Origin of the sequence: Gilliamella sp. B2838 (genome assembly GCF_026536185.1) — a bacterium.
GTDB lineage: Bacteria > Pseudomonadota > Gammaproteobacteria > Enterobacterales > Orbaceae > Gilliamella.
In genome coordinates, this window is the sequence record NZ_JAFNOO010000004.1 from 82,193 (window position 1) to 108,143 (window position 25,951).

The following is a 25,951-nucleotide window of genomic DNA, read 5'->3' on the forward strand; positions in this document are numbered from 1 at the left end:
GAATTATCACTAGTTATTTTTTAGTCAAAATACCAAGCAAAATAAAAATATTATTAATAATCAATAATATAAAGTTTGCATAATGTATATTATGTTAAATTAATATAATTATTGCGAACTTCTGTTTTGTTGTTACCTTATTAAACATAACTAAAAAATTTTTCATAATTAGATACCAAAAACGTCAAAAATTATTAACCAATTTACAACTTAACTATTTTTAGTCAGTAAAATGACCTCACTACCGGGTAATGGCATTTTTAGAATATGATTTTTTATTTTCCCCCAAACTTGCATTTCACACGCTTTACAATTAAATTTTAGCAGTAGCTCCTCATTGTTTTGAATAAGCTTCATTGGTGTAACTTTAGTTTTAACACCTTGTATACCTTTAGCTTGTTTAGGACATAAGTTAAATGCAAAACGTAAACAATGTTTAGTTATCATTAATGGTGCATCATCTTTAACTTGGTGAGCTTCATAAGCACTTTCAATTAATTCAACCCCATGCTGAGTGTAAAATTCTCTAGCTTTATGATTATAAACATTGGCCAAAAACGATAACTGATTTTCAGGATATATTGGTTTTGGTATTAATTCAGGTTTGCGCTTTTGTCGACAGTAACTTTTTAGTCGTTCTGTGGTTAATTTTGCGATAATATCTCGTCTAAATTGGTTAAGTTGACTGCTGGGAATAAAATAGACTTTTGATAAATTAATTTTAAAATCAATTAGATAATATATAGTTTGACCAAGTTTTGAAAGATTATCACGAATATTGTTAATTGCTTTATCAGGTTGATCTGCAATAGCAAATACGCTATTTAGCTCTAATGTAACGCAAATGCCCTCTTCGCTTTTAGCTGAAAGAATAATTCCACCATCTTGATTACTTAATTCAAATATAACACCAATTCGTCGATCACTTGAGTTTTTAAGTAAATTTTGCTGCCAAATATGGTCTAAGTTTCGATTAACTAAATAAGGTAATTTCACCGAAAACAGCGCTTTAGGAATTTCATTCGGGAAAATTCGATAATGACCAACTGCAATTTTTTCTACTTTATCGGCTCTAAAACCATAAATTTCACGTTTAACTAAAACATTTAAACCATCACCGTTAGTTAACAATTTATCTGTTTTAACCTCTATCGTTTTGGATGTAACTTTTGTAATTTCACCTATGGATAAGCCAATAAATTTTGGTGAGTCAAAAGCCCCTATATCCGGTTTTCGGCCATGAACAAAATAATCGGTACTACCTCGATGGAAAGTTCGATTCGGATCGGGCGTAAAAAAGAACTCCGTTTTACCGCTTGATTCTGGAGATAAATCAGGATACTCACATAAGATTTGATCTAATTTTTGGCGATAAAATGCAGTAATATTTTTTACATAACTTAGATCTTTATAACGCCCTTCTATTTTGAATGATCGCACGCCTGCGCTGATTAATTCCCGCAAATTATTTGATTGATTATTATCTTTCATAGATAAAAGATGTTTTTCGTAAGCAACAATTCGACCTTTATCATCTTTTAAGGTGAAAGGTAATCGGCATGCTTGAGAACAATCACCACGATTGGCACTACGCCCTGTTTGAGCATGAGAAATATAACACTGACCGGAAAATGCAACACAAAGTGCACCATGGATAAAAAATTCTATTTTTGCATCTATTTGTTCATGAATTTTAGCAATTTCAATTAAATTAAGCTCTCGAGCAAGCACAATTTGCGAAAAACCAACTTCAGACAAAAATTTAGCTTTTTCAGGTGTTCTTATATCCATTTGAGTGCTGGCATGTAAATCAATCGGTGGGATATCCATATTTAATATGCCCATATCTTGTACAATCAATGCATCGACACCTGCATCATAAAATTGCCAAATAAGCTGTCTTGCAGCTTCAAGTTCATTATCATGTAATATGGTATTGAGAGTCACAAAAACTTTTGCATAATAGTGATGAGCAAATTCAACTAATTGAGCAATATCACTAACAGAATTACCCGCATTATGTCTAGCACCAAAACTCGGTCCACCTATATATACTGCATCAGCACCATGCAAAATAGCTTGTTTGGCAATTTCAATATTTTTAGCTGGACTAAGTAATTCTAATTTATTGTAGGTCGCTTTATGATGCAACATTTAACTATCTCACAAACTCAGGTTAAGCAGGTATGGAATTGACAAGTGTTATAGTGATTATCACAACACTTGTCAAGACAATATAAGATTAAATAATGGATTTAAAATTAACGGTTATATGAACCATTTCGTAAGGCATCGATCCGTTTTTCTAATGGTGGATGCGACATAAATAATTCTGAAAATTTCACCTTTTTTTCACCATTTATGCAAAAAGCCATGATGGAAGCTTCTTCTTGGGGTTCATAACTTATTTTTAATTTTTCTAATGCTGCAATCATTTTTGTTGCTCCGACTAATTTGGCTGAGCCTGCATCAGCATGAAATTCTCGATAGCGAGAAAACCACATTGCAATTAAACTAGCAAGAATACCAAAAATGGTTTCAAAAACCATAACAACAATATAATAGACAAGTGGTGAGCTATCCCTTTCTCTATCGGACATGGCTTGAGATGCAACAGAAGCTAAGATTCTAGCAATAAAAATGACAAAGGTATTTAGTACACCTTGAAGTAAAGTCATGGTAACCATATCACCATTAGCTATGTGACTCATTTCATGCCCCAGTACAGCTTCAGCTTCATCTTGAGTCATGTTATTTAATAAACCAGAGCTAACTGCAATGAGTGAACTATTTTTTGTTGCTCCTGTAGCAAAAGCATTCATATCTGTAGCCTGATAAATAGCGACTTCTGGCATTTTAAGGTTAAGAGCTCTTGCTTGTCTACCGACAACATCAAGTAACCATTGTTCTTGTTGATTGCGTGGTTGTGTAATAATCTGACCATTTACAGATCGTAACGCCATGCTTTTAGACATAAATAGCGAAATGAAAGCGCCGCCAAAACCAAAAATAGCAGCAAAAATAAGTAAGCCTAATGTGCTATGAGAATCAACACCCAGTATGCTTAAAATAATACCAAATACAAACATCACAGCTAAGTTAGTTAAAATAAATAGTCCAACTCGCATCATAAATATTTCTCTCTTGTTTTATAAAATTAAAATCTTTTATTGGCATTTCCAATTATTGGATAATTAGATTAATCATATGATCTCAAAAAACTATTCTCGTCACAACCATGTATATGTTCAAATTAAAAAATAAAGATTATTTGATGATAGATTAATCAGTTATTGAGTGAGGTAATTGAGGATTTATTTATGATTACTGTAAATTGAAATTTTATGGAGGAGACCCTATCAGCCGCATCCCACACACATACTTTTTACTTTGGCTGCTTCCTTCCGGACCTGACCTGATGAGCAAAAAAACGTTGCAAGAGGACCCATAGAGCCTCCATAGAAGAGGCGTTATTATGCTTTATTTGGAAAAATAAAACAACTACTTTATTAAAAAAGAAAATAGCCTTTCCGCTTTTCAACTGAAGAAAGGCTATGTGATCAATGGATATAAGAAATTAATTTAGCGATTGATAACTAAATTTTTTTCAATTCGTTCTCTAAATTTTATCCCTGGTCTAAATGTGACAACTCGACGAGCTGAAATGTCTACACTTTCCCCTGTTTTTGGATTACGACCTGGGCGTGAATTTTTATCTCGTATAGCAAAATTACCAAAACCGGATAATTTAACTGGTTCCCCTTTTTCTAAAGCCACTCGAATCTCTTCAAAAAAAAGTTCAACAAGGACTTTAGCTTCTTGGCGATCTATATTAAATTTTTCGGCAAGACGATCTGCAATATCAGCTTTAGTTAATGTCATAGTTATTATTCTCTTAATAGGGCTTTAAAACGAATTTGTAAGGCTGTAATACATTTGCTTACAATGTTTGTTATATCTTCTTCTTCAAGTGTACGTGATTTGTCTTGTAAAATCAAACTGATAGCAAGGCTTTTTTGATCTTGTTTAATGTTATCACCTTGATAAACATCAAACAAATTGACTTTAATAAGTTGCTCTCCGCCAGCACGTTTACACTCAGCTATAATATCTGCTGCTGGAATTGTATTTGAGACGACAATAGCTATATCTCGTTTATTTGACGGATACTTCGATAGGTCTTGAGCAACAGGTACCTTCTTATCGCTAATTTTAGCTAAATTTATTTCAAAAACAAGCGATTTACTATTTAAAGATAATTTTTTTTCGATTTCTGGATGCAATACGCCAAAATAGCCAATAATTTCATTGTTCAAATATATGGCCGCACTTTGCCCTGGGTGTAATGCATTGATGTCTGCTTTTTTAAATTCAACAGTTTCGCTACAGCCTAATAGTGCCAAAATAGATTCTATATCCCCTTTTAAGTCATAAAAATCGATATTTCGTTTAGGCAATGCCCAATGTTCTTCATATAAGTTACCGGTGACAACGCCTGATAACATGAGTTCTTGACGAACGCCAAATTCACAACTTTGATCTGGAACAAAACGTAAACCAGTTTCAAAAAGACGAATACGTGATTGTTGACGGTTTTGATTGTACAACACTGCATCTAATAATCCAGACCAAAGCGATAAGCGCATTACAGACATTTCACTTGAAATTGGGTTTGGCAGCGTTATTGCAGTTTGCTCAGAATGAAGAAGACTTTGAATTTTTGGATCAACAAAGCTATATGTAACGGCTTCTTGATAACCACGATCAACCAATAAATCTTTAATTCGTTTTAACGCTATGTGGCTTTCTGGCTTCGGTTTCATAACTAATTCAATTTTCATATTCGCATTAGGAATATTGTTATAGCCATAAATACGGGCTACTTCTTCAACTAAATCTTCTTCTATTTGTAAGTCAAATCGCCAACTCGGTGCTTCAACGGTCCAAATCTCATTTTTGAATGAGACGTTACATCCTAATCGTTCAAGAATATCAATTATTTTTTGCGTTTCAATTTTATAACCGATAATGCGATCTATTTTTGAACGATGTAATTGAATGGTCGCTTGTTTTGGCAAGTGTTCTTCGTTGGTAATATTAACAACAGGACCTACCTCACCACCACAAATTTCAATAATTAATTGAGTTGCTCTTTCCATTGCAACATTTTGTAAAGCAGGATCGACTCCGCGTTCATAACGATGAGAAGCCTCAGTATGCAAACCATATTCACGTGCTTTACCGGTAATAGCTAATGGAGCAAAGAATGCTGATTCTAGAAAAATATCTTTGGTTGACGTTGTAACACTTGATTTTTCACCGCCCATAATACCGGCCATCGCGAGTACTTTTTGCTGATCAGCAATGACAAGCGTATTATCATTTAATTTGACTTCATTACCATTTAATAATGTGAGTTTTTCATCTTGATGTGCATAACGAACAACAATCCCTTTTTCGATTTGAGCTAAATCAAACGCATGCATTGGATGACCAAGTTCGAGTAATACATAATTCGTAATATCTACAATGGCATCAACTGAACGAATTCCACCACGACGCAACTTTTCTTTCATCCATAATGGCGTAGCTGCTTCGATATTGATGTTTTTGATTACTCTTCCTAGGTAGCGAGGGGCTGCCTTTGGAACATCTATTTGAATTGAGACGGTATCGGAAATTGACACTGGTACGTTTGCTACTTTAAGCTCCTTCATTGGTATATTGTTAACCGCTGAAATATCACGAGCAACACCAACAATACCAAAACAATCAGCTCGATTAGGTGTAACACTAATATCAATCATAACATCGTTAAGATTTAAATATTCTCGAATATCTTGTCCTAAAGGAGCATCTTCAGGTAACTCAATAATACCATTATGATCATCAGCAATACCTAATTCAGCATAAGAGCACAGCATTCCTTCTGAAGGTTCACCTCGGAGTTTTGCTGATTTGATTTTGAAATCTCCTGGTAAAACAGCCCCAACAGTTGCACAAGCAACCATTAAACCTTGACGGCAATTAGGTGCGCCGCAGACAATGTCTAATAATTCAGATTTACCAATATCGACTTTTGTCACGCGTAGTTTATCGGCATTAGGATGCTGTTTGCATTCTACCACTTTTCCAACAACGACACCTGTAAAATCACCAGCAACTTTTTCGATATCATCAACTTCTAATCCAGCCATAGTTAATTGATCGGCTAGTGTATCGCTACTTATTTCTGGATTGATCCATTCACGTAGCCAACTTTCACTAAATTTCATGTTTTGATCTCCAGAATTAATTAAATTGCTTTAAGAAACGTAAATCATTTTCAAAAAATGAGCGTAAATCGGTGACACCGTAACGTAACATGGTTAATCTTTCGATTCCCATACCAAAAGCAAACCCATTATAGACATCAGGATCGATACCGACATTACGCAACACATTTGGGTGGACCATACCACAACCTAGAACTTCAAGCCATTTACCGTTTTTCGCTTTGATATCAACTTCGGCTGAAGGTTCAGTAAATGGAAAGTAGCCAGGTCGAAAACGAATTTCCATATCATCTTCAAAAAAGCAGTGAAGAAAATCATGCAATAACCCTTTCAAATGAGTAAAGCTAATATCTTTATCAATCAATAAACCTTCCATTTGGTGGAACATTGGCGTGTGAGTTTGATCATAGTCATTGCGATAAGTTCGACCTGGAGCAATGATTCGAATAGGTGGTTTTTGTGTTTCCATTGTTCTAATTTGAACAGTGGATGTTTGTGTTCTTAATAAACGATTTGCATCAAACCAAAAGGTATCATGATCTGCTCGAGCAGGATGATGAGAAGGGATATTAAGTGCATCAAAGTTATGATAATCATCTTCAATTTCGGGGCCTGTTTCAACAACAAAGCCCAGTTCACCAAAAAATTCAACTAAACGATTTATTGTTTTGGTGACGGGATGTAATCCCCCTAATTCAAGCGTTTTACCCGGTAATGAGATATCGATGGTTTCATTGGCTAATTTTGCATCAAGAGCCTGGCGCTCTAAAAGTTGACGTTTTTGATTTAATAATTCAACGACTATTTGCTTAGCATCATTGATTTTTTGACCGACCGCGGGACGTTCATCGGCAGGAACATCACGTAAAGAAGCCATTTGCATGGTAAAGTAACCTTTTTTACCAAAATATTCTACACGTATCTGTTCGATCGCATTAATGTCATTAGCACCTTCAATAGCGGATTTGGCATTATTCACCAGTTCAACTAATTGAGACATACAGTTCTCCTGCTTATTGTTCATTATATAAAAAAAGCCTCTTTTGAGGCTTTATAATTATTTTTCGTTTTTTCCTTGCCTCACGAACCAATATTGCTATTGAAGCTAAAAAACAAACGAAAAATAACTAAATTCATCATTAATCCACTTTTTTGAAATAAATCATTTATATTTAAAATAATAAAAGCCGAGATAACTCGGCTCTTATAAAGTTATTATAATGCAGCTTTTGCTTTTTCAACTAATGCAGCGAATGCATTTTTATCAAATACAGCAATATCTGCAAGGATCTTACGATCGATTTCAATTGATGCTTTCTTTAAACCATTAATGAAACGGCTATAAGAAAGACCACATTGACGAGCTGCCGCATTGATACGCACAATCCATAATTGACGGAATTGACGTTTACGTTGACGACGGTCACGATAAGCATATTGTCCAGCTTTGATTACTGCTTGGAAAGCAACACGATAAACACGTGAACGAGCTCCATAATAACCTTTTGCTTGTTTTAAAATTTTCTTGTGACGTGCACGAGCAATAACACCACGTTTAACACGAGCCATAAATCATATCCTCTAAATAGTTAACCAAAATTAAGCGTATGGAACACACGCTACAACTAAACCTAAATCACCTTTTGACACTGTTGTCAAACCACGTAAATGACGTTTACGTTTAGTTGATTTTTTAGTTAAGATATGACTTTTGTTAGCTTGCTTATGCTTAAAGCCACCAGAAGCTGTTTTTTTAAAGCGCTTTGCTGCGCCTTTTACAGTTTTAATTTTAGGCATTTTATTAATTCCTACTTCGCATTGTTAATAACACAAAATAATGGTGTAACGTTTAACAAAATTAAAAATTAACTTGATGAACCATTATTTCTTCTTCGGCGCAAGCACCATAATCATTTGACGACCTTCGATCTTAGTTGGATAAGATTCGATGATTGCCAAATCAGCTAAGTCTTCTTTAATGCGATCAAGCATTTCAGTGCCTAACTGTTGGTGAGCCATTTCTCGACCACGAAAACGTAGCGTTACTTTAGCTTTATCGCCATCTTCTAGAAAGCGCATCAGGCTGCGGAGTTTTACCTGATAGTCGCCTTCGTCTGTACCAGGTCGGAATTTAATTTCCTTAACCTGAACAACCTTTTGCTTCTTCTTCTGTTCTTTTGTTGCTTTACTCTTTTCATAGAGGAACTTGCCATAATCCATAATTCGACAAACAGGTGGCTCTGCATTAGGGCTTATTTCAACTAAATCTAGAGTTGCTTCTTCGGCTTGCTTTAAAGCTTCATCTAAGCTAACTATACCGAGCTGTTCACCATCGACGCCGGTTAACCTCACCTCGCGAGCAGTAATTTCATCATTGATTTTATGCGCGCGTGTTGACTGAATTCGTTTACTGACTTTAATATCTCATTCCTCCAAATTAATTTATCATTAATTCATCTGTTCTAATGAACGACTATGAATTTCGTTAAGCAACAATTCTATAACATGTTTCACTTCAAAGCTACCAAGATCTTTACCTTGACGAGTTCGAACTGAAATTGTTCCTGATTCCATTTCTTTGTCTCCACAGACAAACATATAAGGAACACGTTTTAGAGTATGCTCGCGGATTTTAAACCCTATTTTCTCATTTCTCAAGTCTGCTTTTGCTCTAATGCCAACTTTTTGTAGTTGCTCGGTTAATTGTTTTGCATATTCAGCTTGATTATCGGTAATATTGATGACAGCAACTTGTAGTGGTGCAAGCCATGTTGGGAAAAATCCTGCACAGTTTTCAGTCAAGATACCCATAAAACGCTCCATAGAGCCTAAAATAGCCCTATGAATCATAACCGGTGTGTGGCGTTCATTATCTTCGCCAACATAAGTTGCATCTAAACGTTCAGGTAACATAAAGTCAAGTTGAACTGTACCACACTGCCATGCTCGACCTAAACAGTCATGTAACGTAAATTCGATTTTAGGACCATAAAATGCCCCTTCACCTGGTAAATATTCAAATTCAATACCATTTTCGGTTAAGCAGTCAGCTAAATCTTTTTCAGCTAAATCCCAAGTTTCATCTTTACCAATACGTTTTTCAGGACGTGTTGATAATTTGACCGTAATATCAGTAAAGCCAAAAGTGCTGTAAGTGTCATAAACCATTTTAATACAGCTGTTTACTTCACCTCGAATTTGGTTTTCAGTACAGAAAATATGCGCATCATCTTGGGTAAAACCACGTACACGCATCAACCCATGCAAAGAACCAGAAGGCTCATTACGATGACAACTACCAAACTCTGCCATGCGCAAAGGTAAATCACGATAAGATTTCAAACCTTGGTTAAAAATTTGCACATGCCCAGGACAGTTCATTGGTTTAATACAATATTCACGATTTTCAGATGAAGTCACAAACATTAACTCTTTATAGTTACCCCAGTGACCCGTTTTTTCCCACAACACTCGATCCATCATAAATGGACCTTTTACTTCTTGGTAGTCATATTCTTTAAGTTTGGTACGAACAAACACTTCAAGCTCACGGAAAATAATCCAGCCATCATTATGCCAAAACACCATGCCAGGGGCTTCTTCTTGCATATGATAAAGGTCAAGTTGTTTACCGATTTTACGATGATCGCGTTTGGCCGCTTCTTCTAAAAATTGTAGATAACTATCTAATTGCTTTTTGTCAGCCCAAGCTGTCCCATAAATACGTTGTAACATTTTATTATCACTATTGCCTCGCCAATAAGCACCCGCAACTTTTTGTAATTTAAAATGATGACAAAAACGCATATTTGGTACATGCGGACCTCGACACATGTCGATATACTCTTCATGATGATAAAGTGCTGGCGTTGAATCTTTCGGTATGTTTTCATCTAAAATGGCGATTTTATAAGGTTCATGACGTTCCCAAAAGACTTCTCTAGCTCTTTCCCAACTAACGACTTCCTTTATAACTTCATAATCTTTTTTAGCCAATTCATGCATACGTTTTTCAAGCGCATCAAGATCTTCTTGTGTTAAAGAATGTTCTAAATCAACATCATAATAAAAACCATTGTCAATTGTCGGCCCAATAGCCATTTTCGTATCCGGCCATAATTGTTTAATGGCGTGACCCAATAAATGTGCACAAGAATGGCGAATAATTTCAAGTCCATCTTCATCTTTAGCGGTAATGATTGCTAATGTTGCATCTTGATCAATGAGGTCACAAGCATCTTTACGCTGTCCATTAACACGCCCTGCAATACATGCTTTGGCAAGACCTGCACCAATACTTTGAGCGACTTCTAAAACAGTAACCGGTTTATCAAACTGACGTTGACTTCCGTCAGGAAGAGTAATAATTGGCATAATAAATCCTTATAACAGTGGTGCGCCACACGAAAGCGCACATGTGTGTAAATATTGCATCTAAAATAATAGATCGCGTATACTACCACTTATCATAAGGATTTCAAATAGAAATAGTGGTCTTATGAATATTAATAATGAATATTTTTTACTATACTGAATCGTATAATTAACATGAAATTTTTAACGAAATTTGCATCTTAAAACGGTTAAACGATTTATGATTGATAGTTGTTTAAGTTGAATGGTTTGTTAATGCTATTATGAACATTTGGATTGATGCTGATGCTTGCCCTAACCCAATTAAAGAAATTTTATATCGAATCGCTATTCGTAAATCAATCAAAATTAATTTAGTTGCTAATCAATGGTTAAATATTCCGCCTTCACCTTTTATTTCTCGATTACTTGTTGAACATGGTTTTGATAAAGCAGATAACAAAATTGTCGAACTTGTTGAATTAAATGATTTGGTCATTACATCTGATATACCTTTAGCATCAGATGTATTAAATAAAGGCGCTTTTGTTCTTACACCTAGAGGTGAAGTTTATACGTTAGAAACAATTAAAGAGCGGCTAGTGATGAGAGATTTTATGGAAACAATGCGAGCAAGTGGAATACAAACTAAAGGACCCGCTCCCTTTTCAAGTAAGGACCGCGAAAAATTCGCCAATCAACTTGATATTTTAGTTAATAGGTTAACTAAATAAAGTTAATCATTTTGATAAGAAAATTATACCTATATTTTAAAATATTTATCTTTAATAACGTTACGACGTTATATTTTTAAAAATAATTCTCTACTTTTAAATGGTTTTGCACCTATATAAGGTTTCAATGCAATTCTGGTAAAACGTTTAGCCGCTTTAAGTGTATCTTCATTATTAAACTGACGTTTGCCAAAAGCTAAAACGTGTTCACCACTAAAACTAGTACTATTTTGCAGTAAACTACTAATAAACCCTTTTTCTGATTGATATTGATAATGCATTGTTTCAACAATATCATCACCGGTTGCACTGCAATGAAAAAAATCAACGTGATAACCTAAGTTTTCTAATAAAGATAGCTCAAAACTACGTAACACATTTTCAGCAGAAACTTGCTGTGCGAGTTGCTGTAAGCTTTGTAAATAGTCATCAAAAAGTGTAGGCATTTCTGTTTCGGCAACTAACACTCGATGGAGTAACTCGTTTAAATAAAAAGCGCTATATAAATGAATTGAAACCAAAGGTAGTGTCAAAGATACCGCTTCAACCTGGCGTAATGTTTTTATTTCACCTTGACCAGAATATTGAACAATTAATGGAGTAAAGGGTTGTAAAATGCCCTTTAACGCGGATTTTTTACGTCTGGCACCTTTAGCTAAAATAGTTATTTTACCTTTATTTTCAACAAATAAATCAGCTAATAGACTACTTTCACTGTAAGTTCTGGTATGAAGTATAAATGCTCTTTGCCAATTTTCCATTAAAAAAGCCTTTTAATTGCGTCGCAATTTTTTATCCACAAGGGTATCTGACCAAAATTTAAGTAATTTTATGAAATTTTCACCTGAAATCTAGCTGAAAATCCGATATAATCAATTGCTAAAAACTACAGGATTATAGGATAAATAAAAGACAAGCTATGGAACTTTTTTCAATAATTTTACTTATAGTATTAATTGTATCACTTTCTGGTGTCGTTGTTAAAATGTTACCAATACAAATTCCACTACCACTTATGCAAATATTGTTGGGATGTATATTGGCAGCGTTTGGTGTTTATGTGAAGTTCGATCCAGAACTATTTCTTGTTTTATTTATACCTCCTTTACTTTTTGCTGATGGTCGAAAAACATCAGTTAAAGATTTCGTCTATAATTTCAGAGAAATTGTTGGATTGGCCTTAGTATTAGTGGTGATATCCATCATTGCATTGGGTTATTTGTTACATTGGATTTTACCAAATGTGCAATTAGCCGCAGGTTTGGCTTTGGCTGCCGTATTATCACCAACCGATGCGGTTGCGTTAAGTGGCATTGTCGGTAAGGGTCGAATCGAAAAAGAAAAAATGGAAATAATTGAAGGTGAAGCTTTAATGAACGATGCATCTGGCTTAGTATCATTAAACTTTGCAATAGCCATCGCCGCAGGCGCGATACAGTTCGATTTATTACAAATTAGCGTGACATTCTTTGTTGTTGCCATTGGTGGATTAGCTATTGGTGTTTTATTTACCTGGTTATATGCACGCATTTTAAGAAAAATAAATAAACTTACCCATAATGATCCGGCAATCCAAATTGTGCTGTTATTCTTACTTCCTTTTGCTGCTTATATTATTGCCGAAGAATGCCACTGTTCAGGTATTTTAGCTGCAGTTAGCGCCGGCATGACAGTTAATCAATCTGGCATGATGAGAAATGCACCTTTAACAGCGCGTTTACAATCAGATAGTACTTGGTCAATGTTAACTTTTGTGTTCAATGGTTTTGTATTTATTTTATTAGGAATTCAATTACCAAGTATTTTAACGAATACTTTTGCTGAGAATCAAACCGATGCATCCATTGAAGTCTGGCAATTATGTTTAATTGTGCTGTTTGTCTTCATTGCTTTAATGGGAACAAGATTCGCTTGGCTTTGGGCAATGAAACATATGCCAACAATGCCATTTGGTACCAAACGCCCTCTTGCATTTCGATCTTATTCAACCCGAGATTTGTTAATTTCAACTTTTGCAGGTGTACGCGGCGCAATAACCCTTGCCGGTGTTCTCTCTATTCCAATGACAATCGGCGGTCGATATCAACTTGTCTTTATAGCAACAGGCATTATCCTTATTTCATTAATTGCCGCTGTGATTATATTACCGATATTATTAAGAGGTAGCGTCATTTTAGATAATTCCGAACAAGATAATGAAATTCTTACTGTAAAAGGTCATATGGCCGAAGAAGCCATTGTCAGTTTAGAAAAAATGCAAAATAACTTATTACAAGAAACAACCGAAAACAGCATGGATCAAGAAATTGTTAATGAAGTCGGTTCTCGTGTTATCGGTTCGTTAAGACGTAGAACGGGGCTGAAGGACTTAGAACAAAAAGCACTTGAAGCCGAAAATCTTGAAAGGCGCATGCGTTTAGTTGCTATTGGTGCAGAGCGTACGTCGTTATTACAAATGAAAATTCGTAATGAAGTGAGTGAAGAAGTTTTCGAGCATTTAAATACAGATTTAGATATTTATGAAAAAATGATTTCTGGGGATGTATAAATGATAAGCAATCATCACTTATTAGGAAAAATACACTCAACATTTGTCGACAAAGCCCCTCAAATGTTGGGGGTAACGTTGCGTTGTATTCCTTTCAATTTAAAAAAACAAGTTATCGAACAATTGTTACAATTACAATTTAAGCATTCACTTGAGGATGGAGATCTTGATTTTTTAGAAAATCGTTGGCTCAAAATCGAAGTGACCGATTTACAACTAGTCTGGTTTGTAAGTCTGATTGAGAATAAATTAGTTGTTAGTCGTGAAGAGATTGCTGATGTTAGTTTTATAGGTAATGCAAACGATCTAATTATGATAGCAACTCGACGACAAGATCCCGATACATTATTCTTTCAACGTCGATTAATTGTTGAAGGCGATACTGAACTAGGTTTATATGTCAAAAATCTTATGGACTCGATTGAAATAGAAGCCATGCCTAAATTTTTAAGGATAACACTCGAAAAACTTGCAGATATTATCCAAACCGCACCTCAGAATTAAGTCAATTTGCTCAATTTTAAACAAAATTGAGCAAATAAACGTTTCAAATACGACATTCTATTTTCAATAACTAACAATAAATTATTTACTGTTATTTAGCTAGCATTAAATAAACAACTAATTATATGTTTTGGGCCATAATAAATTTCTTAAAAATGGGGTTCTGTTTATTTTTCCTCTATTTATTAGACTGTTAGAAGCTTAAATTAGACATAGCATTATCTCCTATATAGCGTTATATTTAAAGGGTGATGAAATAATTATCAGAGATATGACGAGTGTTCACTCCCCATGAACCTTAATCTTTGTTAAACAATTTATCAGCAAAACGGAAAAATATTACAGGAGGAACCTTTATGTCTTTGATGAAAAAATTGATGATAAGTATTGCGATTGTTACAACGTCATTTTCTAGCTTTTGTCTCGAATTTAATAATCAGCTTGAGGCTGACTACAACATACCTAATTTCAAATTTAATGATGGAAACACGGTCGAAAATTTACGAATACATTATACAACTCTTGGTAACCCAAATGGAAAACCAGTGCTAATCTTACATGGTACAACGGGAAGTGGAAATGCAATGTTAAATAAAAGTTTTGGTCATGCCCTTTTTGACAAAGGTATGCCATTAGATGCTGAAAAATATTATATTATTCTTCCTGATGCTATTGGTACGGGTAAATCATCGAAACCTTCGGATGGTCTAAAAAGTGATTTTCCACATTATGATTATACCGATATGGTAAATGCACAGTATCAACTTGTAAAAAACGGTTTAGGAATAAAACATCTTACACTAATAATTGGTAATTCAATGGGTGGCATGGAAACTTGGAAATGGGTTACCCTGTACCCTGATTTTATGACTGCAGCAGTACCATTAGCATCCACACCAGCAGCAATGTCTAGTCGAAATTGGATAATGCGAAAAATGGTCATTAATGCAATTAAAAACGATCCTGATTGGCATAATGGCTTTTATGATAAACAGCCGACAAAGTTCCAAACTGTTTATAATTACTACAATATTGCAACCGATGGGGGGGATATCGCCTGGCAAAACCAAGCATATAATACCGAAATAACTGAACAGATTTTGACAAAAAAACTTAATGAACATGTGACAATGGATACTAATGATTTTCTATACCAATGGGATGCAGCAAGAAATTTCGATCCATCGAACGATTTAACAAAAATTAAAGCCCATCTATTAGTGATCAATTCAGCTGATGATGAAAGAAACCCTGCAAAAACTGGCGTGATGGAAAACGCATTAAAAAAAATTCCTAATGTTAAATATTTTTTAATCCCTGCCAGTGATAAAACTAGTGGACATAGTACAACCATGAAAGCGGATTTATGGAAAGACCAATTATCCACATTTCTTGAAGAAAACAAAATCAATTAATAATATTAGTTTAATAAAAGTGGGTAATGCATTTTTACCTACTTTTTTCGCTATGTCATAATTGGTTTATTTAAGCCCGAAACACTTACCATTTGTTACAATGTCACAAAAAATATAATTCTCGATGAAATAATCCCCAAGAAAATACTTAGATTCTGTTATAATCAGCTAATTAACTAGTAACATTACTTTTTAGCCATTAAGCTGTCATTTTGAATATCAATGATCAACTTTAAAATCATGCAACTTGGTTGACGGCTATAAGGCAGCAAAAACGATAAAAATGAAAAACAACACCGAATTCCCTACTTTTTACTTTCATGATTATGAAACTTTTGGTATCAATCCTGCTTTGGATAGGCCAGCGCAATTTGCTGGAATTAGAACAGATAATGATTTTAATATCATTGAGGAACCTTTAGTCATCTATTGTCAAATTGCTCAAGACTATTTACCAAATCCAGAAGCAGTATTAATCACAGGAATTACACCACAAAAAGCAAATTCGAAAGGTCTGTGTGAAGCAGAGTTTACCAAATTAATTCATCAAGCATTCAGCCAAGCCAATACCTGCATCTTAGGTTATAACAATCTTCGTTTTGATGATGAAGTGACTCGCAATATTTTATATCGAAATTTTTATGACCCTTATGCCTATAGTTGGCAAAATGGCAATTCTAGGTGGGATCTTCTTGATGTTGTGCGTGCTTGTTACGCCTTAAGACCTGATGGTATCAATTGGCCTATTAATGATGCGGGTTTCCCAAGTTTTCGTTTAGAGCACTTAACAAAAGCCAACAATATTGAACATGAACACGCGCATGATGCGATGTCAGATGTTTATGCGACTATCGCTATCGGTAAATTAATTAAACAAAAGCAGCCTAAATTATTTGATTATTTTTTTAAACTTCGCCATAAAAATAACGTTGCGCAACTTATAGACATCATTAACATGACACCAATAATACATGTATCGGGCATGTTAGGTAGTTATCGAGGCAATATAACCATCGTGAGTCCAATAGCTTGGCATCCAACGCAAAATAATGCGGTTATTGTCTGTGATCTTACTGGTGATATCGATTCAATCATTAATTTACCAATTGAACAAATACGGCAAAAACTGTACACCAAAAACGAAGATTTAGCATTAAATGAATCGCGGATCCCATTAAAACTGATTCATATAAACAAATGCCCTATCGTTGCACCATTAAAAACCTTATTACCTGAAAATGCACAAAGGTTAAATATTAATGTAGCGCAATGTTTAATCAAACAGCAACAGTTATTTAAACATCAACACGCTTTACAAAACAAGATGAGAGAGCTATTTAACTCAACTGATGATTACTCCGCTAATAGCGATGTTGATGCTCAAATTTATGCAGGATTTTTAAACAACCAAGATAAATTACGGTGTGAAACTATTCGTACGACACCAATTCAATCACTTGAAAATTTATCAATGAATTTTGATGATGAACGATTAAAGACATTATTCTTTCGTTACAAAGCAAGAAATTATCCTCAAATACTAACCGAACAAGAGCGTATAATCTGGCAGGATTATTGTCAACAGAAACTGAATATAACCAAAGTCCAAGATTATCTGTTAACATTAGAACAACTTGCTCAAACCTATATACAACAACCTGAAAAACTGAATTTAATTAAACAACTTTATCATTATTGCCATTATTTAGTTGGATAATTAAATTTGAGCGGCGTATCATATAAAGAAATATTCATATCATTTCTAAACTTTGAAGTGATCATCATTATCAAAGAAAAATTAATTAGTATTAACGTTATGAAACATTTTTTAGCAAAGCATGCCACAATCAAACACCGTATATACTCTTTATACTACACGTTATTTAGTTATGGTCGAGGATTACTCGTATTAACCGCTTGTTTATGGGTAGGTAATATCATCTCACTGATATTACCAATTATGATTCCGGGCAGTATTATTGGACTACTAATTCTGTTTTTCTTATTAGCTTTTCAATTAATTCCAACTTGTTGGATTAAAAACAGTTGTAATTTATTCATGCGTTACATGACCCTGCTATTCATCCCGGCTGCAATGGGGATTATGGATAATTACTCGTTATTATTAGACAACTGGCTCCCAATCATTTTTGGTAGCGTGGGTGGCTCAATTATTGTCTTATTATTAACGGCCTTTTTGACAGAACATTTACATAATAAATCAACAATAAAAGCCGCCAAAACAGTATCAGAAAATAATGGGGATAAGCAATCATGATATGGATGTTACCTTTAACGCTTTGTGTATTTCTTATTATCCGCAGAATTTCAATAAAAATTAAATCGCCATTATTTAATCCATTGGTGGTTTCTGTCATTGTTTTAATTCCTATTTTACTCATTACAAAAACTAGCTATATTCAATATGTAAATAACGTACAAATAATTAATGACTTACTACCTTATTCAGTGGTCGCATTGGCTTATCCTTTATACGAATTGATACCACAAATCAAAGCACGCTGGAAATCAATAATGCTAATCACCTTCACTGCATCAATCGCCTCAATGATAACGGGGGTATGCATCGTATTTTGGTTGGGGGGAAGTCATGAAATTGCGGCATCAGTTTTACCGAAATCAGTAACCACAGCTATTGCTGTAACTATCGCATCCAATCAAGGAGGCGTCCCTTCAATTGCTGCACTTTGTGTTATTTTAGTTGGCACCTTAGGCGGAATCTTTGGTCATCAATTATTAAATATGGTAAAAATTAAATCTGCTTCAGCAAGAGGTCTTGCAATTGGTGCGGTTTCACATGCTGTTGGTACTGCTCGTTGTATCGAAGTTGATTATAACGAAGGTGCATACAGTTCTTTATCTTTGGTACTATGTGGTATTATGACATCATTGACAGCACCTTTTTTATTCCCAATAATGGTTTTTATTTTTGATTGGTTATAGCATGAACTTAAAAAAGCTATTGGCTTATTTTATCGGATTTTGCTTTATTATAATAACGTTGATTCTTGGTCTTGATTACTGGATCAGTTATAAAACTGCGCCTTATATTTATCAAGACGAAAATCAACTACCGCATCGAGCTATTGGTGTCGTTCTAGGTACATCTAAATATGTACGAGGCGGCGGCATAAATGGATTTTATCGAAATCGCATAGATGGTGCCATAAACCTTTATTGGCAAGGTAAAGTGGATTACCTTCTGCTTAGTGGTGACAATGCATTACTCAGTTATAATGAACCAATTACAATGCAAAAAGATCTGATTAAAGCTGGTATTCCAAAAGAATCTATTGTTCTTGATTATGCAGGCTTTAGGACATTTGATTCGGTTGTTCGAGCAAATAAAGTCTTTGATGCCAATGATTTTACGATTATTACTCAAGAGTTTCATTGTGAGCGAGCAATCTTTATTGCATTAGCACAAGGCATTCAAGCACAATGTTTTGCAGTCCCCTCTCCTGACAATATGAAATTAGTAAGAATTCGTGAAATGTTTGCTCGTGTCAGTGCTTTTGTCGATCTTTATATTCTTAATCAAAAACCAAAATATTTAGGACCAGTCATTCCTATTATTGCCCCTGATCGTTAACTTTGATGATCAGCATCTTAAAAAAATGAAAAATGTCGAACAAAACCAATAATCAATTTTTTGTCTCATTTTTGTGATTGCATTTTTATGCAAAAAAAAGTAATATTTAGTCAATTTGAATTTAAGAAAACGAATAATGAATATTGAATTAGACCATATAAACTGTTTTTATGGTACCCACCAAGCTTTAAATGATGTTTCTTTATGTTATCCCCTTGGCGAAACCATTGTTTTGTTAGGACAAAGTGGTGCAGGAAAAAGCTCTTTATTAAAAGTATTTAATTTACTTGAAATTCCAACATCAGGTAAAATGACAATTGCTGATTCTCATTTTGATTTCTCAACTAAAATTAGTGAATCAACAATACGACAATTACGTAAAAATGTTGGTATGGTTTTTCAAAACTACAATTTGTGGCCACATTTAACAGTACTAGAAAATTTAATTGAGGCGCCTTGTCAAGTTTTAAAGCTTTCTAAACAAGAAGCCAGTGACAAAGCTATGTCGATTTTAGCTCGGTTACAAATCGATGAAATGGCACATCGCTACCCACTTCATCTATCTGGCGGTCAACAACAACGTGTTGCTATCGCTAGAGCATTGATGATGGAACCACAAATTTTATTATTTGATGAACCAACTGCGGCTTTAGATCCGGCAATTACATCGCAAATAGCCGAGATTATTAATGAATTATCCCAAACAGGGATCACACAAATTATTGTCACGCATGAAGTTGATTTTGCTCGAAAAGTGGCTTCACAAGTGATTTATATGGAACACGGTAAAATTATTGAGCAAGGACAACTAGAATGTTTTGCTCATCCAAAAACCGAAGAATTTAAATCTTATTTATCACATTAATTAATATAAAATTGGGTGGATATATGAAAAAAACGTTACTAGCCATTTTGCTTGCAGGATCAGCTTTTGCTGCTCAAGCTGCAGAAACCTTAACCATTGGTACAGAAGCGACTTATGCGCCTTTTGAGTTTACCAACGAAAAAAATGAAATTGTTGGATTTGATATTGATGTGATTAATAAAATTTGTGATGAAATTAAAGCATCATGTAATATTGTTAATCAATCATTCGATGGATTAATTCCTAGTTTAAAAACTCGCCGTATTGATGCTGCAATTGCAGGTATTGATGTGACACCAGAACGCCAAAAACAAGTGGATTTTACTAAAATATATTATGATGATAGTTCTATTCAATTTATTACGCTAAAAGATTCATTAACCAGTTTAGATCAACTAAAAGGCAAACGAATTGGTATACAAAAAGGGACAACTTATTCAAAATATTTGAATGAAAAATATCCTGATGTTAAAGCCGTAAGTTATGACAGTTATCAATTTGCTTTTTTAGATTTAAAAGCCAAACGCATTGATGCGATTGTTGCAAGTTCATTTGTTGCTGGTGACTGGCTAGGTAAAGATAGTGAAATTGTCGCATTAGGTGATAAAATTACTGATCATGAATTTTTTGGTGAAGGTTTAGGTATAGCATTACGTAAAGGTAACGATAAATTACGTGATCAATTTAACCAAGCTATTGATAAACTGAAAGCAAATGGTCAATTAGACGAAATTTACAAAAAATGGTTTAATAAATAATCATTAAACTTTAATTTAGACTTTATGATGACCTCGCCGCATATTTTGCGGCGAGTTTATTTTTTTAATTTAACAACGGTTTTTTTATGTCAGACTTTCTTGCAAACGGGATGAACTGGATCTTATCATCAATGGATGGTTATATTTTGCCGCTTACTAAAGCGACATCTATTACCTTGTCATTAGCGTTTATATCGCTAATTGTAGGCATGTTTTTTGCGTTTATTTTTACAATTTTAGAATCCGTTCCTTTTAAACCCGTTGCATGGTTAATGTCACTGTTTAACTTAACCATACGTGCTCTACCAGAACTTTTGATAGTGGTAGCAATTTATACAGGATTACCTTTGCTGTTAATGGCATTAGATGATGGTTTTTCTATATCATTAGGTTTTACATCATTCACACTACAAATGAATATCGAAAATACAAAACCCGATCCTTTTTTATGTGGTGTGATTGCCTTATCATTACTTTATGCTGTTTATGCATCACAAACATTACGAGGGGCATTCAAAGCGATTTCAAGTGGACAAAAACAGGCAGCACAGGTGCTGGGATTAAGTAAATCACGTACTTTTTTCCGTATTATTTTGCCTCAAATGTGGCGCCATGCTCTACCTGGATTAAGTAATCAATGGTTAATTTTACTAAAAGATACAGCACTAGTGTCAGCCATTGCTATTGATGATTTAATGATGCAAACGAAAACAATTATAGCTCGAACAAATCAACCCTTTCTCTGGTATTTTATTGCTATGATTATTTACTTGGTTATTTCGATTTTAAGCCAAAAAGTTATCGGGCGAATCGAAAAACGCTCAACCTATTTTGAACAATCTAATTCTGCTAATAACCAGTAAGGTCAATTTATGTTTGATAATTTTATTTACTATCTTAAAATCATTTTACAGGGGTTACCTAATACACTAAGTTTGGGTATTTTAGGGATCTTATCTGCTGGTTTATTAGCAATAATCTTTTCTTGCTTATTATCATTCAATTCGAAAGTATTAACTAAGGCAATTCGAACCTATATTATTATATTTACGGGTTCTCCACTGCTAGTCCAATTATTTCTAATTTATTATGGACCATCACAATTTGGTCAAACGTTAAGTCATGTACCAGCATTTTATGATCTTATCTCCTCTCCTTGGTTTTGTGCTTACTTAGCTCTGACACTTAATAGTGCAGCTTATACTACTCAGATTTTTTATGGGGCTCTAAAAGCAGTGCCACAAGGGCAGTGGCAGGCTTGTAAAGCTTTAGGTATGAACAAATGGCAGACGTTGAAAGTTGTTATGCCTTATGCATTAAAACGATCATTATCAACCTATTCCAACGAAGTGGTTTTTGTAGTTAAAGGCACTGCTCTAGCGTCTATGATACCAGTAATGGACATTATGGGATACAGTAATGAATTAAATGGTGATTACTACGACTTTTCAATTTTTATTGTTGCAGGCTTAATTTATCTCTTGATAAATGGTTTATTAAGCACCATTATGAGAGTTATAGAGAAAAAAGCCCTCACATTCGAAAACTAATAAATATGAGCCAATTTGATTCGACATCTTTTTTAAAAACTGTTCCCCATAAACCGGGTATTTATCAGATGTTCAATGATAAAGACACGATTATTTATGTAGGAAAGGCCAAAGATCTCAATAATCGATTAAAAAGCTATTTTAATAATAGTAAAAAAACGTTAAAGACCGATAGACTGGTAAGTCACATTCATCGAGTTGAATTTACTATTACTAATACCGAAACAGAAGCTTTATTACTCGAACAGACTTATATTAAAAAGCATCAACCTCGTTATAATGTACTATTAAAAGATGATAAAAGTTATCCCTTCATCAAATTAAGTAAAGAACGTCATCCCCAATTATCACTTTATCGAGGGACAGTTAATCGCAAAAAAGATGAATTTTTTGGTCCTTACCCAAGTGGCTATGCGGTTAAACAAATTCTTGCACTATTGCAAAAAACGTTTCCGATAAGACAATGTTTAAACTCGACTTATCGTAACCGTACTCGCCCTTGCTTACAGTACCAAATAAAAAGATGCTTAGGGCCTTGTGTACCAGGGTTAGTCAGTGATGAAGATTATAACGAACAGGTTAATTATGTAAGATTATTTTTATCGGGACAATCTGAACAAATTTTACAAAAAATAACTGAAGATATGCAAACAGCAAGCCGCGAATTAAATTTTGAAAAAGCAGCGGTATTACGTGACCAGTTACAAGCTATCAAACACATTAATGAAAAACAGGCCATTTACAATAATAATGATAATCTTGATGTAATTGGATTCCATTATGAACTCGGTTTAGCATGTATCTATGTATTATTTATTCGTAATGGACAAACCTTTGGACATCGCTCCTACTTCCCTAAAGTTCCATCAAATACCGAATTAGAAGAAGTTATTGAAACATTTTTAGGTCAATTTTATTTACAAGGAAACCAAAATCGTAATATACCTAAAAAGATTTTACTCAATTTTTCATTATCCGATAAACAGCCAATGGAAGAGACGCTGTCACTTATTGCTGAACATCAAGTTAAACTGATCGATGAGCCCAAAGGAGACAATTTAAAGCTTTTGAATATTGCAACGATTAATGCACAAACAGAAGTTAAAAATAAACTGCTAGAAAATTCCACAATTAAACAACGTTATGATGCCTTACAAACGTTTTTGGGAATTAAAAAAATTAATCGCATGGAATGTTTTGATATCAGTCACTTTATGGGAAAAAACACTATTGCATCTTGTGTAGTTTTTGATGACAAAGGTCCAGTTAAATCAGAATTTCGCCGTTATAATATCACCGGCATCACACCGGGCGATGATTATGCAGCAATGCAACAAGTGTTAACACGTCGTTACAGCAAAAAAGATCTACCTGAAGAAAAGATACCCGATATTATTTTTATCGATGGTGGTAAAGGTCAACTTAACCAAGCTCTACAAGTTTTTGAACAACTCGATGTAAATTGGGATAAACATCACCCTATTTTGATTGGTGTAGCCAAAGGGGCTGAACGTAAAGAAGGATTAGAAACACTCTTTTTTGAAGCGCATGGAATAGGACACTATTTAGATGACCATTCCCCTGCACTATTATTAATTCAACAAATACGTAATGCATCACATGATCATGCCATTGTTGGTCAACGCAAAAAAGGGGTAAAACAGCTCACTGACAGTGCTTTAGAGCATATTGAGGGCGTGGGCGGAAAGCGCCGACAAGCATTACTTAAACATTTTGGTGGTTTACGGGAATTAAAAAACGCCAGTATAGATGAAATTGCACAAGTGCAAGGGATATCTAAATCTTTAGCTGAAAAAATTTATCTCAATTTGCAACAATAACACATTGAAAAATTAAAATTTTTCAGGCAACATAATCATAATAAAAACACTGTTTTTTTAATTGTTACTAATTATTTGATTAATCAAACAAAAAAGAGCTTATGTCACATGAAAATTAATTTCCCTACAGTTTTAACCTTATTCCGAGTTATATTAATTCCTTTTTTTGTGATGGCTTTTTATCTATTTCCGCATGAGTGGTCAGGTTTTTTTTCTGCCTTAATTTTTTTAATCGCAGCAGTCACTGATGTGTTAGATGGTTACCTTGCGCGTCGTTTAGGTCAAACAACAAAATTTGGTGCTTTTTTAGATCCTGTCGCCGATAAAATTATGGTCACTATTGCTTTAGTTTTGATTACTCAATACTACCAATCGTGGTGGATCTCTATTCCTGCAATCATTATTGTTTCAAGGGAAATCATCATATCAGCATTACGTGAATGGATGGCTGAAATAGGCAAACGCGGTAATGTTGCGGTATCTTCAATCGGCAAAATAAAAACTATCGCACAAATGACAGCCTTGACTTGGTTACTCTGGCGGCCTTGTGATATTGTTATTTATGCAGGTCTTGCAGCTCTTTTTCTAGCAACAATTTTAACTTTACTATCCATGTTACAATATTTATGGATAGCACATAGCGATCTGTTGGATGAAGAGTAATTTATCTAAAAATCACTAAAAACCAGCTTTAGTGTAATTTTGTGATAGTCCATTATATTCACAAAATTACACGCCCTTTTCCCCAAAAAACACAATATTAAAACAACAATAAGTTAAACATTGAACAATTAAACAATTAATCAAAAATATCTGTTGACTGAAATCATAAGATAGGTAAAATGCACAGCATTCAAAACGAATTACATTTTAGTAAGCAGTTTTGAGCCCGGGTGGTGAAATCGGTAGACACAAGGGATTTAAAATCCCTCGGCCTTTTTGGCCGTGCGAGTTCAAGTCTCGCCCCGGGCACCATTTAAAACACGTCTCATGCGGGAATAGCTCAGTTGGTAGAGCGCAACCTTGCCAAGGTTGAGGTCGCGAGTTCGAACCTCGTTTCCCGCTCCAATTCATGATGTATAAAGCTGTACTAAAGTATACAACTTAATGAGTTTTAATTAATATTTAGTTTTTTTGTATACTGAGATGTACCCAAATATACCCACAGATACTCAAATTTAGTACACTTCATGTTCGAGCTAGTACACTTTTATCTTTTAAACGAACCTCTTATTTTATATAATAATTCTGCCTTTTAGTTTGATTTCTAAAGGAGAGTTTTATTATGGCTTTAACTGAAATTGCCGTTCGTAATGCCAAACCAAACCAAAGGATAATTGATTTCATTCACGTAAAGTGGTGCATTGATGTGTTAGCGGAGGTCGATCCATTTAACTCATTTTATGTGCTATTTTTATTTTTTTACACTAATTGCTATTGAAAACCTAATTTTATACTGTATATTTGTACATATTCGTTTTTTACCACGATAATT

24 protein-coding genes, 2 tRNA genes, 1 other RNA gene and 1 other annotated feature are annotated in these 25,951 nt (G+C 34.3%); of the genes, 16 read left to right on the forward strand and 11 right to left on the reverse strand.

The window, feature by feature from the left end:
- Positions 1 to 210: 210 nt before the first annotated feature.
- The 10 genes from J3U63_RS05895 to thrS all read right to left on the reverse strand — a co-directional run bounded on the left by J3U63_RS05895 (position 211) and on the right by thrS (position 10,649).
- A complete protein-coding gene (locus J3U63_RS05895) occupies positions 211 to 2,154 on the reverse strand; it encodes a peptidase U32 family protein (protein WP_267370906.1) in 1,944 nt (647 codons plus the stop codon).
- A gap of 107 nt (positions 2,155 to 2,261) precedes the next feature.
- The gene (gene htpX, locus J3U63_RS05900) at positions 2,262 to 3,131 is read right to left on the reverse strand and encodes a protease HtpX (RefSeq protein WP_267332834.1); all 870 of its coding nucleotides are present in this window, start codon (positions 3,129 to 3,131) and stop codon (positions 2,262 to 2,264) included.
- A gap of 223 nt (positions 3,132 to 3,354) precedes the next feature.
- Positions 3,355 to 3,450, reverse strand: an RNA gene (ffs, locus tag J3U63_RS05905) — signal recognition particle sRNA small type.
- Between the two features lie 132 nt (positions 3,451 to 3,582).
- The gene (locus tag J3U63_RS05910) at positions 3,583 to 3,882 is read right to left on the reverse strand and encodes an integration host factor subunit alpha (protein ID WP_267332835.1); all 300 of its coding nucleotides are present in this window, start codon (positions 3,880 to 3,882) and stop codon (positions 3,583 to 3,585) included.
- Between the two features lie 5 nt (positions 3,883 to 3,887).
- A complete protein-coding gene (gene pheT / locus J3U63_RS05915) occupies positions 3,888 to 6,275 on the reverse strand; it encodes a phenylalanine--tRNA ligase subunit beta (protein ID WP_267370909.1) in 2,388 nt (795 codons plus the stop codon).
- Positions 6,276 to 6,291: 16 nt separating this feature from the next.
- Positions 6,292 to 7,275 (reverse strand): phenylalanine--tRNA ligase subunit alpha, encoded by a 984-nt coding sequence (gene pheS, locus J3U63_RS05920; protein WP_065633608.1) that lies wholly within the window; start codon positions 7,273 to 7,275, stop codon positions 6,292 to 6,294.
- Positions 7,276 to 7,302: 27 nt separating this feature from the next.
- Positions 7,303 to 7,416, reverse strand: a sequence feature (Phe leader region).
- 74 nt (positions 7,417 to 7,490) lie between these two features.
- Positions 7,491 to 7,844: a 50S ribosomal protein L20 gene (gene rplT, locus J3U63_RS05925; RefSeq protein WP_024496189.1), complete on the reverse strand. Its 354-nt coding sequence runs from the start codon at positions 7,842 to 7,844 to the stop codon at positions 7,491 to 7,493.
- A 30-nt stretch (positions 7,845 to 7,874) separates the two neighbouring features.
- On the reverse strand, positions 7,875 to 8,072 hold the full coding sequence (gene rpmI, locus J3U63_RS05930; protein ID WP_065557738.1) for a 50S ribosomal protein L35: 198 nt from the start codon (positions 8,070 to 8,072) through the stop codon (positions 7,875 to 7,877).
- Between the two features lie 84 nt (positions 8,073 to 8,156).
- Positions 8,157 to 8,696 carry a translation initiation factor IF-3 gene (gene infC / locus J3U63_RS05935; RefSeq protein WP_065633609.1) on the reverse strand — a complete coding sequence of 180 codons (540 nt, stop codon included), beginning with the start codon at positions 8,694 to 8,696 and terminating at the stop codon, positions 8,157 to 8,159.
- Between the two features lie 27 nt (positions 8,697 to 8,723).
- Positions 8,724 to 10,649 carry a threonine--tRNA ligase gene (gene thrS, locus J3U63_RS05940; RefSeq protein ID WP_267332837.1) on the reverse strand — a complete coding sequence of 642 codons (1,926 nt, stop codon included), beginning with the start codon at positions 10,647 to 10,649 and terminating at the stop codon, positions 8,724 to 8,726.
- Positions 10,650 to 10,912: 263 nt separating this feature from the next.
- Here thrS and J3U63_RS05945 point away from each other — a divergent pair, with 263 nt between their 5' ends.
- Positions 10,913 to 11,362, forward strand: coding sequence for a YaiI/YqxD family protein (locus J3U63_RS05945; RefSeq protein ID WP_267332838.1), 450 nt, complete (start codon positions 10,913 to 10,915; stop codon positions 11,360 to 11,362).
- A gap of 68 nt (positions 11,363 to 11,430) precedes the next feature.
- Here the strand turns inward: J3U63_RS05945 and recO are convergent, their stop codons facing one another.
- Positions 11,431 to 12,123 (reverse strand): DNA repair protein RecO, encoded by a 693-nt coding sequence (recO, locus tag J3U63_RS05950; RefSeq protein WP_267332839.1) that lies wholly within the window; start codon positions 12,121 to 12,123, stop codon positions 11,431 to 11,433.
- Between the two features lie 158 nt (positions 12,124 to 12,281).
- On the opposite strand from recO, the gene J3U63_RS05955 reads away from it, so the two are divergent.
- The 15 genes from J3U63_RS05955 (at position 12,282) to J3U63_RS06025 (ending at position 25,524) form a co-directional block, all read left to right on the forward strand.
- A complete protein-coding gene (locus J3U63_RS05955; RefSeq protein ID WP_267332840.1) occupies positions 12,282 to 13,910 on the forward strand; it encodes a Na+/H+ antiporter in 1,629 nt (542 codons plus the stop codon).
- The gene (ubiT, locus tag J3U63_RS05960) at positions 13,911 to 14,414 is read left to right on the forward strand and encodes a ubiquinone anaerobic biosynthesis accessory factor UbiT (protein ID WP_267332841.1); all 504 of its coding nucleotides are present in this window, start codon (positions 13,911 to 13,913) and stop codon (positions 14,412 to 14,414) included.
- Between the two features lie 356 nt (positions 14,415 to 14,770).
- A complete protein-coding gene (locus J3U63_RS05965; protein WP_267370910.1) occupies positions 14,771 to 15,829 on the forward strand; it encodes an alpha/beta fold hydrolase in 1,059 nt (352 codons plus the stop codon).
- Between the two features lie 283 nt (positions 15,830 to 16,112).
- Positions 16,113 to 17,546, forward strand: a complete 1,434-nt coding sequence (gene sbcB / locus J3U63_RS05970) for an exodeoxyribonuclease I (protein ID WP_267370912.1) — start codon at positions 16,113 to 16,115, stop codon at positions 17,544 to 17,546.
- A 99-nt stretch (positions 17,547 to 17,645) separates the two neighbouring features.
- A complete protein-coding gene (locus tag J3U63_RS05975) occupies positions 17,646 to 18,107 on the forward strand; it encodes a CidA/LrgA family protein (protein WP_267332844.1) in 462 nt (153 codons plus the stop codon).
- Positions 18,104 to 18,793 carry a CidB/LrgB family autolysis modulator gene (locus J3U63_RS05980; RefSeq protein WP_267332845.1) on the forward strand — a complete coding sequence of 230 codons (690 nt, stop codon included), beginning with the start codon at positions 18,104 to 18,106 and terminating at the stop codon, positions 18,791 to 18,793. The genes J3U63_RS05975 and J3U63_RS05980 overlap by 4 nt, the downstream gene beginning before the upstream one ends.
- Before the next feature lies 1 nt (position 18,794).
- Positions 18,795 to 19,442 (forward strand): ElyC/SanA/YdcF family protein, encoded by a 648-nt coding sequence (locus J3U63_RS05985; RefSeq protein ID WP_267344110.1) that lies wholly within the window; start codon positions 18,795 to 18,797, stop codon positions 19,440 to 19,442.
- 136 nt (positions 19,443 to 19,578) lie between these two features.
- Positions 19,579 to 20,307, forward strand: a complete 729-nt coding sequence (gene artP, locus J3U63_RS05990; protein WP_065633617.1) for an arginine ABC transporter ATP-binding protein ArtP — start codon at positions 19,579 to 19,581, stop codon at positions 20,305 to 20,307.
- A gap of 23 nt (positions 20,308 to 20,330) precedes the next feature.
- Entirely contained in the window at positions 20,331 to 21,065 is a 735-nt protein-coding gene (locus tag J3U63_RS05995; protein ID WP_267332847.1) for a transporter substrate-binding domain-containing protein, read from the forward strand.
- 86 nt (positions 21,066 to 21,151) lie between these two features.
- Entirely contained in the window at positions 21,152 to 21,928 is a 777-nt protein-coding gene (gene artQ, locus J3U63_RS06000) for an arginine ABC transporter permease ArtQ (RefSeq protein WP_267344109.1), read from the forward strand.
- 9 nt (positions 21,929 to 21,937) lie between these two features.
- Positions 21,938 to 22,615, forward strand: a complete 678-nt coding sequence (artM, locus tag J3U63_RS06005; RefSeq protein WP_267370915.1) for an arginine ABC transporter permease ArtM — start codon at positions 21,938 to 21,940, stop codon at positions 22,613 to 22,615.
- A gap of 5 nt (positions 22,616 to 22,620) precedes the next feature.
- Complete coding sequence (uvrC, locus tag J3U63_RS06010; protein ID WP_267347712.1) at positions 22,621 to 24,456, forward strand: excinuclease ABC subunit UvrC; 1,836 nt, start codon at positions 22,621 to 22,623, stop codon at positions 24,454 to 24,456.
- Positions 24,457 to 24,564: 108 nt separating this feature from the next.
- A complete protein-coding gene (gene pgsA / locus J3U63_RS06015) occupies positions 24,565 to 25,119 on the forward strand; it encodes a CDP-diacylglycerol--glycerol-3-phosphate 3-phosphatidyltransferase (protein WP_267332851.1) in 555 nt (184 codons plus the stop codon).
- 224 nt (positions 25,120 to 25,343) lie between these two features.
- Positions 25,344 to 25,431 (forward strand) — tRNA-Leu (locus J3U63_RS06020).
- A 17-nt stretch (positions 25,432 to 25,448) separates the two neighbouring features.
- A tRNA-Gly gene (locus J3U63_RS06025) sits at positions 25,449 to 25,524 on the forward strand.
- Positions 25,525 to 25,951: the final 427 nt, after the last annotated feature.